Source organism: Cohnella zeiphila (assembly GCF_014212055.1).
In the GTDB taxonomy this organism is placed as follows: domain Bacteria; phylum Bacillota; class Bacilli; order Paenibacillales; family Paenibacillaceae; genus Cohnella; species Cohnella zeiphila.
In genome coordinates this window covers 99,024-113,903 of sequence record NZ_JACJVO010000028.1, presented here as the reverse complement: position 1 = coordinate 113,903, position 14,880 = coordinate 99,024, and the positions used below count along the sequence as shown (strand labels likewise).

Genomic DNA, 14,880 nt, shown 5'->3' with positions numbered 1-14,880 from the left:
TCCTTTTTTTTACGACCGGTCCGGTCCGATCATTTCGGCAAAATCGACGGTGCGGCGTTCGGCGATCGACTTGTAGCAGGCGTCCACCGCGGCCATCGTGCGCAGGTTGTCCCGGCCGCCGATCTCCGGCTCGCTGTCCGTCTCGACCGCGCGCAGCAGCTGGGCCATCGTCCCTTGGAAAGCGTCGGGGAACCACACCTTGTCCCAAGTCGGCCTCAGCCAGCAGTCCGGGGACTGCCGCGTCGTGAATTCGAGCGTGCTCGGAACCCGCTCCGGATACGACGGCCAGCCGATCGTGCCCTGCGCCAGCCCCTCCGTCCCCGCGACTCTCCATTTGATGTAAATGTCTTTCTCGGTTCCCTCCCCGGGCCACGCCCATACGTCGTCCAGGCTCGTCGCCATCAGCTCGTTCTCGTATTGAAACGTATACTGCGAGATGCCGTCGATATGCTTGAACGCCGTTCGGGGGTCCGGACGGGCGACCGCCGTGACGCTCTTCGGATCCCCGAACAAGTAGCGGAAAGCATCGATATGATGGATGCCCATGTTCAGCATCTCGAGCGTCTCGTACCGATGGAGGAAATCCTGCCAATGGGGAATCGCCCTCATCTCGATCGTCGCCAGCACCGGCTCTCCCAGGTACCCTTTGTCCAGGATGGTCTTAAGCGCCCGGATCGACTGATCGTAGCGCATGTTGGAATTGACGCCCAGCTTGATGCCCGCGCGCTCGCACAGCTCGACGATCCCGCGCGCTTCCGCGCTGTTCATGGCGAGCGGCTTCTGGCACAGAATGCCTCGGATGTGCGGCTGGCGCACGGCTGCCCGCACGATGTCCAACTGCCGGTCCGGCGGAACCGCAATGTCCAATATTTCGATGTCCGGATCTTGAACCAGCTCTTCCCAGGTACGATGCACTTTCGGGATGCCCCATTGATCTGCAACCGCTTTCGCATTCTCGTAAGTCCGCGACGCGATCGCCGCGGGGTTGAACCCGGCGTCCCGGTAAGCCGCAAGATGGCAATCCCGCATGATGAACCCCGAGCCGATGCAGCCGATCCGGAAATCCCGTCGCCGCGGCATTTCCGGATCGACGTTCAAATTGAGGTCGATCGTCTCCAATTGGCGTTCCTCCTCGGATAATGGCCGGCGAATACCGAACTCTCCTCTTTGTCGGAACCCGCCGGTTTATTGGAATGCTGGGTGATTCCTCCTGCCGCTCACGATCGGAGCAGCTCCTTAAGCTTCCTTCCGGGATCGGACAGCGCTTCCACGGAAGGCCGGGCGCGGCTCTCGATCAACCGTTCGGCAAGCCGGATCTCCTTGGCGACGGCTCCCTCCGGCCCCATGCCGCTGGCCGACATCAGACGGCCGTCCGCCGCCAGGTGGAAATACAGCTGGCCCTGCTCGCCCAAGTCGCGCCGGACGATCTTCTGGTCCGCGTCCGCCAATCCGGATACCTGAAGCGTCTGGTCGTACTGATCGGACCAGAACCAGGGAACGGCCGCATAAGACGCTTCGTCCCCCAACAGATTCCCCGCCGCGTGCGTTCCCTGGTCCTGCGCGTTGCGCCACGCTTCCAGCCGGATTCGCCTGCCGTCGTACAGCGGATGCGGGAACGAACAGCAGTCTCCGGCGGCATAGATGTCGGGATCGGACGTCTGCAGCCGCTCGTTCGCCTTCACGCCGTTCTCGATCTCGAGCCCGCTGTCCGCGGCGAGCGACGTTTCCGGAACCGCGCCGATACCGGTCACGATCGCGTCGCAGCGTACGGCCGTACCATCCGCAAGCGCAACCGTCAGCTCATCGCCGGCGCGGTCCACGCTTGCGATGCCGCCGCCGATCCGGAAGGCGACGCCCGCCTCCCGGTGCCGTCGCTCGACCCTCTCGGCGATCGGCTCCGGCACGCCGCGCATCAGAATCCGAGGGGCCGCCTCGATGAGCGTCACCTCGCAGCCGTTCGTCACGGCGCCGGCCGCTACCTCGAGCCCGATGAAGCCGCCGCCGATGACGGCCACGCGCTTGCCCGGCCGCAGCCGGTCGCGTAGCGCCAGCGCATCGCCGAATTTGCGCAAATAAAGCATCTCGCCGGCTGCGTTTCCTTGAACGGCCAGCTTCCGAGGGCTCGCGCCCGTGGCCAGCAGCAGCCGCTCGTACGGCACCTCGCGCCCGCTCGCCAGCCGGACGACGTGGCTTTGCCGATCGATGCGGACGGCGCCGTCGCCGGACAGGAACGCGATGCCGAGCTCGCCCAGCTTCGGCGGGTCCGCGATCGTCGGCGGCGCCGGTTCTTCCGGCTCGCACAGCACCCGCTTTGACAGCGGCGGGCGCTCATAAGGGGCGTGCGCCTCGTCGCCGATCAAGGTGACGGATCCGTTCCATCCCCGGCTGCGAAGCTCCAAGGCCGCGCGAACTCCGGCCTCTCCCGCCCCGACGATGACCATTCCGTAATCGTTCATGCGACAGCTCCTTCCGGTCAGATCCGTATGAATACTTTGCCGTTCTCGACCTTGACGGGATAGGTGGCCAGATCGACGCAGACGGGAGCGCGCTTGGCCGCGCCGGTCGGAATGTCGAACCGGCCGTTATGCTTCGGGCACTCGATAACGCTGCCCATGACCAGCCCGTTCGACAGATGGAACTTCTCGTGGGTGCAGTATCCGTCGGATGCGTAGAAGTCCCCTTTGTCCGTACGGTAAATCGCGAACGTCCGGTCGCCGTGGTCGAACCGGATAACGTCCTCCTCTTCGATGTCGTCCGTTCCGCAAGCTTCGATCCAAGTTTCTGCCGACAAATCGAGTCAACTCCTTCTGCAAAATTCAGCAAAGATGCAGTATTCTACGACGATTGCCACTGAAGATTCGGCGCGTTCGGAACGCCGTGCATGTACGGATTGGCCGTATCCGGGAGCGGCTTGACGATCACATACGCCGGATCCCGTCGCTGCTTGCGGAGCGCCCCCACCACTTCTCTCAGGGCAGGTAGCAGCCCGCTTGCCGGCTTGGGGCAATCGTGCTTCATCTCCTCGTGAAGCTTGGGCAGCTGATGATACGGAACCATCGGAAACATGTGGTGCTCGATGTGGTAATTCATGTTCCAGTACAAAAACCGCAGCACCGGGTTCAAATACATCGTCCTCGTGTTCAGCCGGTGGTCGAGCACGTCCTCGTACAGTCCCAAATGCTGCGTCACGGCGTACAGAATGACGATGACCGAGCCGTAAAATGACGGAAGGAACACGTACATCGCGGGCAGCACGCTTTTCGTCAGAATGCAGGCGGCGACAAGACCAAGCAGGATCAGGACGTAAATGCGCGCTTCGAGAAACGTCTTGCGGCGCTCGGACGCGGGAATGTACTCCTTCTCCTCGCGGTCCAGCCTGCCGAACGCGTGAAGCACGAACCGCTTCAGCTCTTTCGGCCCTCCGTACAGATGCAGAACTTCCAAAAACAACACTTTCCACACCGGCGGCCGCTCCGTCAAAATCTCCGGATCGCGTCCGACGATGAACGTGTCGGTATGATGGCGCGCATGGCTCCAGCGCCAGGGCGTCCCCGACCGGAGCATCATGAAGGAAGCGATCTGATAGACGACCTCGTTCATCCAGGGCGTCTTGAACGCCGTCCCGTGCCCGCACTCGTGCCACCTCGAATCGGCAGGCGTGGCGTACAGAATCCCGTAGGCGAGAAAGACGGGAACCGCCCACCACGTTCCCCACGCCAGGAAGCCGAGGTAGCCGAGCACCGCCAATCCCCCGAGCCAGATGATCGTGTCCCGAATCGCGGGACCGTCCCTCCGCTTCATCAGCTCCTTCATCCGCGGTCGCGGGATCGGGGTCTGATACCATTCGGCCGCCACCAATCCCCTCGCTTCCGCGCGCTTGCCCTCCGGTCCGGTCAGGCTGTAGTTCCTTTTGCCCGCATTCGCGGCCATGGCCGGTTCTCCTCCTTCTTTCAGTTTTCGATCCACAGGCTGGTCGTCAAGCGGATTTGCTCCTTCGGCCCGATCCCCCTCGCCCCCGTCATCTCCCAAGCATACGGCAAGTTGAAAGCGTCCGTAACGCTCGTGTACGGTTCCAGCGAGAAGGCGCCGGCCCAAGGCGGGCGAAACAGCAGCAGGAACGGAAACTGCCGGTCCGTCCGATACGCGATCGCGTAGCCCCGCTTCTTCAGCTCGATGCGGCACGCGGCTTCCTCTTCCGCCAGCTCGATCATCGTACAGCCCGATACCGGATACTCCCTCAGATCGATGCCGCGGCGCAAGCTCCGGCTGAATTCCGTCTCCCCGGGAGTTCCCGTTACGAACGCTTCGTCCGTCACCGGCCACTCCTTCGCGGCGGCCGGCACCTGGAGCCGGATCTCCTCCCCGTCCTCCGGGAAGATCGGGAAGTAAGGATGAAGCCCGAAGGCGAACGGCGCCTCCGTCTCGCTCTCGTTCCGAATGGCCGTCTCCATATGGAGCGCCCCGTCGAGCAGTCGGTACGTTACGGCGAAGTCGAGCTCATGGGGAAAATAGGCCGTCATGTCGGGATGGTCTTCATAGCGGAAGCGGCTGGTCACGTATGCGCCTTCGTCTTCCGATGCGCCGTACGCCGTCACCTCCCATCGTCTGGAGCTGATCTCGCCATGAAGATGGTTGCGCGGCTCGTTCAGAGGAAGCCGGTACGTCCTGCCGCGGAACGGAAGCTCGCCGTTCTTCACCCGGTTCGGCGGATACAGAATCGGCGTTCCGTACCGGAAGGAGGCTTGCGGATCATCCCGAAAAGAGCGTAAGTCCGGAGGCGCCAGAATGGCGGGACGCCCTCCGGCCTCGAACCGGATCAGGTTGTTTCCGTTCGCAGGAACGATCTCGGCCCGCGCATCGCGCCGGGCATCGCGAAGAACGACGACCTCGTAGCCTTCTTCCGTCTTCGAACTCGTTTCGTATCTCGGAATCGGCATGGAAGGCGACCATTCCCTTCTGCATTAAATTATTTCATGAAACGTTTCACGATGACTGCAAATTTACTTTATCACACGGAAAGCGCTTGCGCAACGAAAAATAATGGTTTACAGGACATTGGAACTATGGCTATCAGAAGACAAAAAAGATCCTCCTCCCCAAAACCTTAATGGCATGGCGAATGAAGATCCTTTTGATAAGTTTGGAATCTATTCTTTTATTTTCTCATAGCCCCTCGCTTTCTGTTCCATTTGCGCCGCCGATAAAAACGGCTTACGGGAGGGTTCCATTTTTTACGTCCAAAAAAATGCTCTTCAGGACCGGCTCTCCCGCAAAAGGTCGCCATGCTTGCCTGAATTTCTCAATATATTCCGACTCATTGCATATTTCGTTCAATTTCAAATCCTTCTCGCTTCGCAAAGCGAGCTCGCATTCGCGAATAAATTGTTCGCCGCGTGCCCTCGGTTCTCGCTCGTCCATGACGTGGAACTGAACGTTGCCGTATTTGGCGCCCGTTCTGGAATAGCCCCCGTCCATTAAGACGAATGAATCGCGTTCGATTACACCCTCTGGCCCCCATTGCCGCTCGTAATCGATCGCTTTTATTCTTAATCGGCGTATCGCGTCTAGCGGTTCCCCTCCACTGCCGATCAGATTATGAAGCTCTTGCGGGTCACGCTCCATATCGAATAGCTGCTCGGTTCCCCGGTTATAGAAATAAACGTACTTGTAGCGCCTGTCGCGGGCCATCACCCAACGGTCCTTCCCCTCGCCGAAGCTGCAGATTTGATGCTCCCGATCGCGCTCGGCCCCTTCGGCAAACAACGACGCCCCGGGAAGCGCGAACGGAGCTTCGGGGTAAGACAGACCGCAAGCATCAAGACAAGTCGGCAGCACATCCAGCAAATCGACAAATGAGTCCGAGACCGTACCCGCCCTTACCTTTTCCGGATATCGCACGATAAACGGAATGCGCGCCGATCCCTCATAAGGAAGCGACTTCTGGAAGAATCCTTTATCGTACAGCATGTCGCCGTGATCCGAAGCGAAAATGACCAGCGTGTCGTCGAGCAGCCGCTTTTCTCGCATATGGTCGAGAAGCCGTCCGATATGATAATCCACATGTGTTACGCAAGCATAGTACGCTTCCCGGATCCGCCGGATATTGCGCTCGTCCTCATGATCGCCGTACCAGACGCTGCCCGGCGGCTCGAACGGGTAGGAGCGCGACACCGGGACCGGCTGCGGAAGCTCGCGATCCCGGTACAGCTCGCGGTAAGCTTCCGGAGCCGCCCAGGGCGGGTGAGGGTGGATCCACGAGCAGAACAAGAAGAACGGTTCCCGGCCGTTGCGCTCCAACCAATCGATCGCCCGGTCGGCTACCCACCGGTTCGGATGATGCGCTTCCTCCATCTGGGGCTGCTGAGGAATATGATACAGATTCGCGCGGACGCCATGAATGTTCTGGATCGAGCCCAGACCTTGATCTGCCAAATACGTTGCATATTGATCGTCCTGTCGACGGTTCGGAATTTCCTCCATCAGGATCAGTTCTCCATATCCGTGATGCATTCGGCTCGGACGGAAGTGCATCTTCCCGATTGCCGCCGTCCGGTACCGATTCTCGGAGAAGATGCGCGCGACGGTCGGCAATCCGTAGTCTTTGATAGGACGAGTCTTGTTGTTCGTAAAATAACCGTGCGCTCTTCCCGGCAGGCCGGTCAACAGATCGTGGCGAGCCGGCATGCATACCGGATTGGAGCTGTGGGCGTTCGTATACAGGCACCCTTCCGCCGCCGACCGATCCAGGTTCGGCGTAATCATATGCGGGTTCCCCGCTGCCTGAATCGTATCGTGCCGCTGTTGGTCGGTGAAAAGAATCAGCACGTTCGGCTTTCCGTCATTCGACTTCGCAGCGCCTATGCTCATACGATCGCCTCCGATCGGATCGACTGAACGAAATCTTTCAAATACACGGTCTGGCCTGTCACCCGCGAATGCTCGGCGGCGAAGGCGATCATATGGCTGCGCGCCGAGACCGACGCGTCCGAACGGCCCTTCACGTCTCCCGTGAGCACTTGCGTCAGGAAATCCCGCATGATCAGGAAATCCCCGCCCCCGTGAGCGCCGTCCGCGACGGGCGGGTAGATCTTCTCCTGCTTGCCGTTGAAATAGTTCACTTCGATCTCGTTTTTCTTGCTGTGGCCGCGAATCTCGCCCTGCGTTCCCATGAATTTGAACGTTCTCGTTCCCTCGCTCGCGAATCCTGTCATGGTGAACGACACGGTCACGTCATTCTCAAAAAGCAGGTTCACCGTTTGATGATCCACAACGTCATTGTCGCAGCGGAAGACGCATCGTCCGTACGGCCCTTCTTGAATCGCCTTCATCCGCGCCTCAAGCGTCGGTTTCAGGCTGACGGCGTTATACCAACCGCCCTGCTTCGTGTGGTAATAGTTGCGAATGGCCGAGAACGGACAGGTTCTTTCGACCGCACAGCCGTCCGTGCATCTCAGCGTCGAGCCTTCGGGCGCATTCTCCTCTCGGAAGTAAGTCAGTTTGCCGAAGGAGGACACCGCGGCGCAATCCGCGCCGATCAGCCACTGCAGCATATCCATATCGTGACAGCTCTTCTGAAGGATCATCGGGCTCGATTTGCCGGCATTGCGCCAATTGCCCCGGACAAAAGCGGAAACATAATGCTCATAGAATACATGCTCCGCCCATTGCGCCGAGACCAGATCGCCGATGATCTTGGCGTCGAGCAATCTCTTTAGTTCGTTCGAAAAAGGGTTGTAGCGCATCGTATGGCATACTGTCAGGATACGGCCGGACTGTTGGGCCTTCTCCGCCAGATGAAGCGTCTCCAGCGCGTCGTGGGACATCGGCTTTTCGAGCAGAATGTGGTACCCCTTGTCCATGGCCCGCATCGCCGGCCCGTAGTGTTCCCGGTCCATCGTACAGATCAGCAGCGCCTCGCAAAGCTGCGGCTCCGCGAGAAGTTCCTCCCACGAGGCGTACTGCCGCTCCGGAGGAATGCCGTGCTGGTTCGCGAACAGCTCTCGCTTCTCCGCGTCGGGCTCCGCCACCGCTACGAACCGGAGCTCATGGGGGCGCTGCAGTGCATAGGTGCCGTAGGCGTTTCTCCCCCGTTTGCCCGCACCGATCAAAGCCGCTTGTATGGTCCTCGTTTTGCTCATGTTCGACCGCCTCCATCAACCGCCTACGAGAATGCCCTGGCCATTCAACGATACATAGATTTTTCCGTTGCCGCCTGCCGACAGATCGATCGGGAAACCGGCATTGCCATGATAATAATCGTCGGCAATATCCGTGAAGCTAGCGCCTCCGTCCGTGCTCAGGTAGAGCCGGGCCGTCGTTCCGGAGCCATATAGCGTTGCCACATATAGATTGCCATCTGCGGAAAAAGCAAGCGGTCCCGGATCGGATACGGCCGTCAACTGGATTTTCGATATTCCTCCGCCTTCCACAGTGCCGGTCCGGGCACCGGTCAGTTTGAACAAGCCATCGTGTGCTGACACGTAAAGCGTATCTGTGTCCGCCGGATCTGCGGCGACATAGCTGACGCTGCTTTTGGCCGGACCCGTCGCGGCGCTGGGATGATTCCAGATTTTCGTCCAGGAACCGGCGGCGCCGTTGTTATCCGAACGCCATACCCCGGATTCACGGTCATACAAATAGACGTAGGATGAGCCCGCTGGCCACGAGATAGCCGCCTTGTTCGTCGTTTGGGCGCCCAATGCGCTCGAAGACGAAAGCATGTTGCTCCAGTTCGATCCGCTTTTCCGCCAGATACCCTTGCCCGCAACCGCCGCAAGAATCGTCCGGGTCCCGCTGACCTGTTGAACCGCCAATCCGATGACCTCGCCTCCGCCGGTTGCCGCGCTCAAGTCTTCCGAGTTCCAGCCGGCTACATCGGGATGGACCGGGTTCACGTTGGACAGCACGTCCCCGCTTCCGGTTCCCACATATACGGTCGTAGGGGAAGTCGACGTATCCGCCGCCAGCGCGTAACCGTCCGAAACGCCAGAAGGCCGGTTGGCATGAACATCCGTCAAGCTGTTGGTCGAATAGAGGAAGCCCCAATCCGTCGAGCCGACATATACTCTCCAAGGACTGGCCGGGCTCGGATCGGCCAGCACCGACTGGTTAAAGGTAACGTTTAGGTTCCGTACGATCGGATGCCAGTCGACGTCGCCGGTCGATTCGTCGATATCCCCTTTCCACACGCCGGACCGCCCGGATACGTACAAGCGGTTATGATTGTTCGGATCGACTTGGATATAGGCGGCCACGAATCTCGTCTTGCCGATCATCGCATCGGGATTGAGCTGCGACAACCACCACACGTTCGAGGAAGTACCCATCTCGTAATGAATCCCCGAAGCATCCACCGTCAAGGGAGTCCAAGTGGCACCGCCGTCGTCGGAGCGAAGGACGCTCTCATAAAGAGAGCCGTTTGCCTTCGGATTGGTCGCTCCGATGAAGATCGTGTTCGCGCCACCTGTACTGTAGCCGTCGATCGAAGTGTAGACAGTGTCGCCGGAAGTGCTGAGCAGCTCAGCCAACGAACTGCCGGCAAGCTCGTAAACCTTGCCGGCGCTGCCGTCCGAGCCGACGGCATATAACGTGTTGCCGATATACCTCAGTTCTTCGAGATCAAGCGGCGAATTCGCGATTTGCGTCCAGGCGAGGGAGGAGCCGTCCGCATTGTCGGTCCGGTACAGCTTCTCTCCGTATGCCGCCACGAACAGCTCGCCGGCATCGTCCGGATTCAAAGCGATGCCGCGAATATATTGGCCCGATAAACCAAGATAGGTCCACGTATAGCCGTCGTCGCCCGAACGGTACACGCCGTCCTTATAAGTGCCGGCGTAGATGTATCCGTTCGACTCGTCCAACGCGATCAGATTGCCGGTAGACCGCGGGTGCGGGCTCGGCAGCGGGCCGTCCGTGTTGCCCCCGGCGAATTTTACCGCGGTGCTCCTGATTTCCCAAGACAGGCCTCCGTTCGTGGAAACGCCGAATCCGCCGGACCCGCCCGCCTTGCCGAGCGCCGCATAGACTTTACCGGGGGTACCCGGGGAGTAAGCCAGACTTGCCACCTGCAGCAGCTGCTTGTTGGTGATGCCGCCGTTGGACGCGAACCATTCGTCTCCGCCGTCCGTGGAGCGGCTGATCCCGGCCACGTCCGCCCCTGACAGGATGGTGCCGCTATCGAAGGGATTTACCGCGACGACCGATTGGAATCCGCCGGCATCCAGTCCGGAGCCTTCGAATGCAAGCGGAGCATCGGCGGAAGCCCTCCCGTAGCCGAAGCCCAAACCAATACTGCTCAAGAAAAGGAAAGAAATCACGGCGATAACCCTGTTTCTCATCTCATTTGCCTCCTTGTATTCGTTGTGGACATCGCATTCCTGCGTCTCACGGGACAGGATCCGAATCTCGCCCCGATCACCCGTCGCGGCGGGTCAGCCTTTGATCGAACCCAGCAGCACCCCCTTGTTGAAATACTTTTGCAGGAAAGGAAAAACCGCAAGCAAAGGCAGCGCCGTCAAAACAATTGCGGCCATTTTGGCAGCCGGGGTGTAATGAACGGTCTCGGCCAGCGATCTCCCGACGTTCGTGTCGTCCTCGATCAGCATCTGCCGCAGAAAAACTTGCAATGGCCAGCGGCTGCTGTCGTTGATATACAAGATCGCCGCAAAATACGTGTTCCAATGCTGCACGGCATAGAACAGCGTGAACGTGGCGATCGCCGGGAGCGACAAGGGGACGATCACGCTCCATAACAGTCGCCATTCGCCGCTCCCGTCCATCCGGGCCGCTTCTTCGAGCTCGGCAGGGACGGCTTGGAAAAATCCGCGCATGACGATGAGATGAAACGGAGCGATCGCCGACGTCAGCCACAGCGCCCAATAGCTGTTCACCAGCCCGAGGCCCTTGACCACCAGATAGGTCGGTATCGTGCCGCCGGAGAACAGCAGCGTGAACAGAACCATTCCGTTCACCACGGACCGGCCCTTGAGCTGCTTTTTCGACAAGCCGTACGCCATCAGCGTGGTCAGCAGCATGTTGATGGCCGTACCGATCACGGTGATCTCCGCTGCGTGACTGACCGCGGACAGAAAGCCGGGGTTGCCCAGCAAGTATCGGTAGCCCTCGAGCGACCACTGCTTCGGCAGCAGGAAGAATCCGCGAGTCAGGTATTCCTTCTCCGGCGCGAAGGACGTGCCCAGGATATAGAACAGCGGAAGCAGAACCGCGGCCAGCCCAAAGATCAACAGGACATAAACGGCTATGTCCGGCAGCCGGTCCCTTCGATCTTGACCGATACGGCTATTCATCTTAGATCACTCCTTCCTGTCCGGAGCGAGCAGCGAGTTTGTTGGACATCACGACCAGCAGAAGGCCGACAAGCGATTTGAACAAGCCGACGGCTGTCGTATAGCTGAAGTCCCCTCGCACGATGCCCTTGCGGTAGACGAATGTATCGAACACGTCGGAGGTGCTCATATTCAACGGATTCTGCAGCAAGAGAATATGCTCGAACCCGAGATCCATAAAGTGTCCCAGCCGCAAAATAAACAAGATGACGATGAGCTGCTTCAGTCCGGGCAGGGAAATATGCCAAATTTGCCGCAGCCGCCCCGCCCCGTCGATTCGCGACGCCTCATAGAGCGTCGGATTGATGGAAGCCAGCGCCGCCAGGAAGAGGATGGCGCTCCATCCCGAGCCCTGCCAAATGTTTTGCAGCAGCCATACCCACCGGAACGCCGCCGGATCGGTCAGCACCTCCAGCCTGGGCAGACCCGCCGCTTGCAGCAGTTGGTTCACGCCGCCCGATTGGGCGGAGAACAAGACGAACGTCACTCCGACGATGACGACCCAGGACAGGAAATGCGGCGCGTACATCACCGTCTGGATCAGCGCGGACATCCGTCTTGAACGCAGTTCGCCGAGCATGACGGCCAGAACGATCGGAATCGGGAAGAACAGAAGAAGATCGAGCAGGTTCAGCCACAACGTATTGCGAAGCAGCACAAGGAAGTCTCGTTCTTGGAACAACTCCCGGAAGTGCTGAAGACCGACCCACTCGCTTCCTTGAAAGCCTTGGAACGGATTGTAGTTTTGGAACGCGATGACAACGCCGAGCATGGGAACATATTTGAATAAGAGGAAGAACAGCAAACCCGGAAGAATCATGAGGTAAAACGGCGTCATCCGTTTCAAACTCGCCAGCGGCGGCCGCCTTCGCTCCGGCAAATCACTTGCGCTTGGCGTAAGCGTCGTTGACCTCTTGGATAATGTCGTCGCCACCGCCCGCCCTCCATTCCGAGATCGCCCGGTCGATATCCTCGACAGGCTCGCGCCCTACGATGATGTTCATCGCCGTTGCCATAAACTTCGTGTTCAGATCCGCCGCATCCTTAATATAGGTCGGAGAATAAACGACATAAGGCGCTCCGGGATTCGTCCAAGGATATTTCGCCAATTCGTTCTGGAAAGCGATAAATTCGTCCGTCAGCTTCGGATCGTCCCATTGATGGATGTCGTGCTTCAGCGAAGAGCTGCGGAAAAACCAGTTGTTCAAAATCGCGAGACTGTCCGCTTCTTTTTTCCCGCGTTCTGTCAGCGTGACCGTCCCGTCCGACGTTGTCTCGTACATGATCCCTTCGACGCTGTCCTTCATCACGTTGCTGCCTTCCTCCGTGATCCACCAATCGAGCAGCTTCAGCACGCGCTGGCGCTTCTGTTCGCTTATGTCGGCGTTCAGGACGATCTTTGTATCTCCAACCGTCTGACCCGCGTTGCCCCTCAGACCCGAGGGACCGATCGGCGGCGCGACGGGAACGAAATGAGCCTTCGGATCAATGGCTTGTGCCTGTTTGTTCGTACGGTTGATCAGCGTAAAATTCTGGGCGGTAATGCCCAGCTTGCCGCCGCCCGCTTTCTCCTTGACGATATCTCCGGTATTCGTCGCGAAGTCCCGGTCGAGCACGCCTTCCTTGTACGCGTTGGCCAAAAAGCCGAGGTAAGCCTTCCATTCCTCGCTCTGCGTCTGCCTGGGAACGAGCTTGCCGTCGGCTTCCTTCCAGCCGTTGGCAAGCCCGAACGCCGCCTCCAGCGTCTCCCCGCCATCAAAGCCGGCATCTTGGACCGCCGCTCCCAGCGTGAACCCGACCGTATCCGCTTTGCCGTCGCCGTCGGGATCGTCCTTCGCGAACGCTTTGGCGATCCGATAGAATTCGTCGACGGTAAACTTGCTCGCATCCGGCTTCGGAAGGCCCAGATTGTTAAGCCAATCCTCCCTGACGATGAGAGAGGCCTGGTAGGGCTCGCTGTATTTAGGAAATCCGTAGATTTTGCCCGGCGGGTTCAGAATGCTCATCATGTCCTCCGGGAACTCGGAAGCCAGCTTCGGGTAGTCTTTCAGATAAGGCGCCAGATCGACGAATACGCCTTGGGATTGCCACTTGAGGAAGGTATCCTCATAGCCGATGAACAAGTCCGGCAGCTCGCCGGAAGCCGCCATGACGTTCAGCTTCTCCTCGTATCCCGATCCTGGCGTCCACTGCACCTTCAGGTCGATGTTGAATTTCTTGTCCAAATACTGAATCGTCGGGTGGTTGTTATCCGGCCAGCCGCCGCCCTTGAACGTTGGCGCCAGCAAACTGATCTCCAGCTTCTCCTTCCCGTCGTCCGCGGCCGGATTCGGCGCCCCCTCTTCCGGTACCGCGTTTCCGGCGCCCCTGCCGGAGCAGGCCGAAAGCGCGGCGGCGATCAGCAGCGTTAACGGCAGCAATGATCTGCTCTTTTTCTCTATCATGACGATGCCCTCCTCGTTGCCCGACCGAAATCAAAAAGCCCCTCGAACAAAAGCCAAACGTTCAAGGGGCTTCCAGTAGGCCGGTCAGCTTTTCTTACTATTCCAACCTTATTTGTTGGTTTTGTGATTTGATTTTACACTGACCTTTTTCATAGGAGAATATCATTTTGTCGAATGTCGTTTATCAATTTGTCTAGTAATTAGCGATTGGAGAGTCGATAATTGTTTATCATTTTGTCTGCTGCGCCTGGTATTGGGTCGGCGACATTCCGTAATACTTGCTGAAAGCCCGGGAGAAGGAGAATAGATCCGGATAGCCGACGGACAATGCGATATCCGTCACGCTGAGCCCGTTGTTCCTCAACAGTTCCTCGCCTCTCTCCATGCGAAGCTTGATGATATATTGCAACGGGCTGATTCCAAGCAGTCTGATGCACTCCTGATAGAGGTGTGATCGGTGCACGCCCGCTACCTCCGCGACGTCCGCAACCGCGATATTTTCCGTATAATGCGTGTTCATATACTGAATGCCTCGTTCCAGCCAATCTGCCGTCCTCAAAGTTTTGGGCTGGCTTCCGGCCTGGCGGGACATGGTCACGAACAGCTGATACAGTCTCAACTGCAGCAGAGCTTCGTCATATTCGGCTTGATCCCGCATCAGCCCGTGAATGGACATCATCGTCCGTTCGTGCTCCTGCGTCCATCGACCGATCACATACGGCTCCTCCCGGCTGAATCCGATGCGTTCCACCAGTCTCTCCGCCTGGTCGCCTTGGAATGCCAGCCAATACATGCGCAGCGGGTCTTCATTCTCGGCCAATTGATAGCTGTAGCGCAACCCGGGGAATAAGCAGAAAAGATCGCCGCCTTTCAGCCGAACGGCTCCGTCGCCGTAAGCAAGCGTCACGCTTCCGCCGAGCACGGCATGCACGGAATAGCACTCGATCACTTTAGGCCCCACCTGGTAATTGGGTTTCGCTTTGTTGCGACCGGCCCGAATGGCCCACAATCCTCCGCTTTTTTCAAATTCGGAGGGCGTGTGGTACAAGTATTCGGCGTTTTCATGGCCATATTCGATCATGGGCCTTCCC

12 protein-coding genes are annotated in these 14,880 nt (G+C 58.9%); all 12 read right to left on the bottom strand.

Features of this window, described 5'->3' with window-relative positions:
- Positions 1-9: 9 nt before the first annotated feature.
- The 12 genes from H7C18_RS22190 to H7C18_RS22135 all read right to left on the bottom strand — a co-directional run bounded on the left by H7C18_RS22190 (position 10) and on the right by H7C18_RS22135 (position 14,870).
- Entirely contained in the window at positions 10-1,119 is a 1,110-nt protein-coding gene (locus H7C18_RS22190) for a Gfo/Idh/MocA family protein (RefSeq protein ID WP_202887242.1), read from the bottom strand.
- Between the two features lie 98 nt (positions 1,120-1,217).
- Positions 1,218-2,456 carry an NAD(P)/FAD-dependent oxidoreductase gene (locus tag H7C18_RS22185; protein WP_185131294.1) on the bottom strand — a complete coding sequence of 413 codons (1,239 nt, stop codon included), beginning with the start codon at positions 2,454-2,456 and terminating at the stop codon, positions 1,218-1,220.
- Positions 2,457-2,473: 17 nt separating this feature from the next.
- Positions 2,474-2,791 carry a MocE family 2Fe-2S type ferredoxin gene (locus H7C18_RS22180; protein ID WP_185131293.1) on the bottom strand — a complete coding sequence of 106 codons (318 nt, stop codon included), beginning with the start codon at positions 2,789-2,791 and terminating at the stop codon, positions 2,474-2,476.
- Positions 2,792-2,835: 44 nt separating this feature from the next.
- Positions 2,836-3,930 carry a fatty acid desaturase family protein gene (locus H7C18_RS22175; RefSeq protein WP_185131292.1) on the bottom strand — a complete coding sequence of 365 codons (1,095 nt, stop codon included), beginning with the start codon at positions 3,928-3,930 and terminating at the stop codon, positions 2,836-2,838.
- A 20-nt stretch (positions 3,931-3,950) separates the two neighbouring features.
- Positions 3,951-4,937, bottom strand: coding sequence for an aldose 1-epimerase (locus H7C18_RS22170; RefSeq protein ID WP_185131291.1), 987 nt, complete (start codon positions 4,935-4,937; stop codon positions 3,951-3,953).
- Positions 4,938-5,211: 274 nt separating this feature from the next.
- On the bottom strand, positions 5,212-6,867 hold the full coding sequence (locus tag H7C18_RS22165; protein WP_185131290.1) for a sulfatase family protein: 1,656 nt from the start codon (positions 6,865-6,867) through the stop codon (positions 5,212-5,214).
- Positions 6,864-8,138 carry a Gfo/Idh/MocA family protein gene (locus tag H7C18_RS22160; protein WP_185131289.1) on the bottom strand — a complete coding sequence of 425 codons (1,275 nt, stop codon included), beginning with the start codon at positions 8,136-8,138 and terminating at the stop codon, positions 6,864-6,866. The genes H7C18_RS22165 and H7C18_RS22160 overlap by 4 nt, the downstream gene beginning before the upstream one ends.
- Before the next feature lie 15 nt (positions 8,139-8,153).
- Positions 8,154-10,337, bottom strand: a complete 2,184-nt coding sequence (locus H7C18_RS22155; RefSeq protein WP_185131288.1) for a beta propeller repeat protein — start codon at positions 10,335-10,337, stop codon at positions 8,154-8,156.
- 93 nt (positions 10,338-10,430) lie between these two features.
- Complete coding sequence (locus H7C18_RS22150; RefSeq protein WP_185131287.1) at positions 10,431-11,306, bottom strand: carbohydrate ABC transporter permease; 876 nt, start codon at positions 11,304-11,306, stop codon at positions 10,431-10,433.
- A 1-nt stretch (position 11,307) separates the two neighbouring features.
- A complete protein-coding gene (locus tag H7C18_RS22145; protein ID WP_337913883.1) occupies positions 11,308-12,279 on the bottom strand; it encodes an ABC transporter permease in 972 nt (323 codons plus the stop codon).
- A complete protein-coding gene (locus H7C18_RS22140) occupies positions 12,227-13,789 on the bottom strand; it encodes an extracellular solute-binding protein (protein WP_185131286.1) in 1,563 nt (520 codons plus the stop codon). Before H7C18_RS22140 ends, H7C18_RS22145 begins: the two co-directional genes overlap by 53 nt.
- Before the next feature lie 229 nt (positions 13,790-14,018).
- Complete coding sequence (locus H7C18_RS22135) at positions 14,019-14,870, bottom strand: AraC family transcriptional regulator (RefSeq protein ID WP_185131285.1); 852 nt, start codon at positions 14,868-14,870, stop codon at positions 14,019-14,021.
- Between the last annotated feature and the right edge of the window lie 10 nt (positions 14,871-14,880).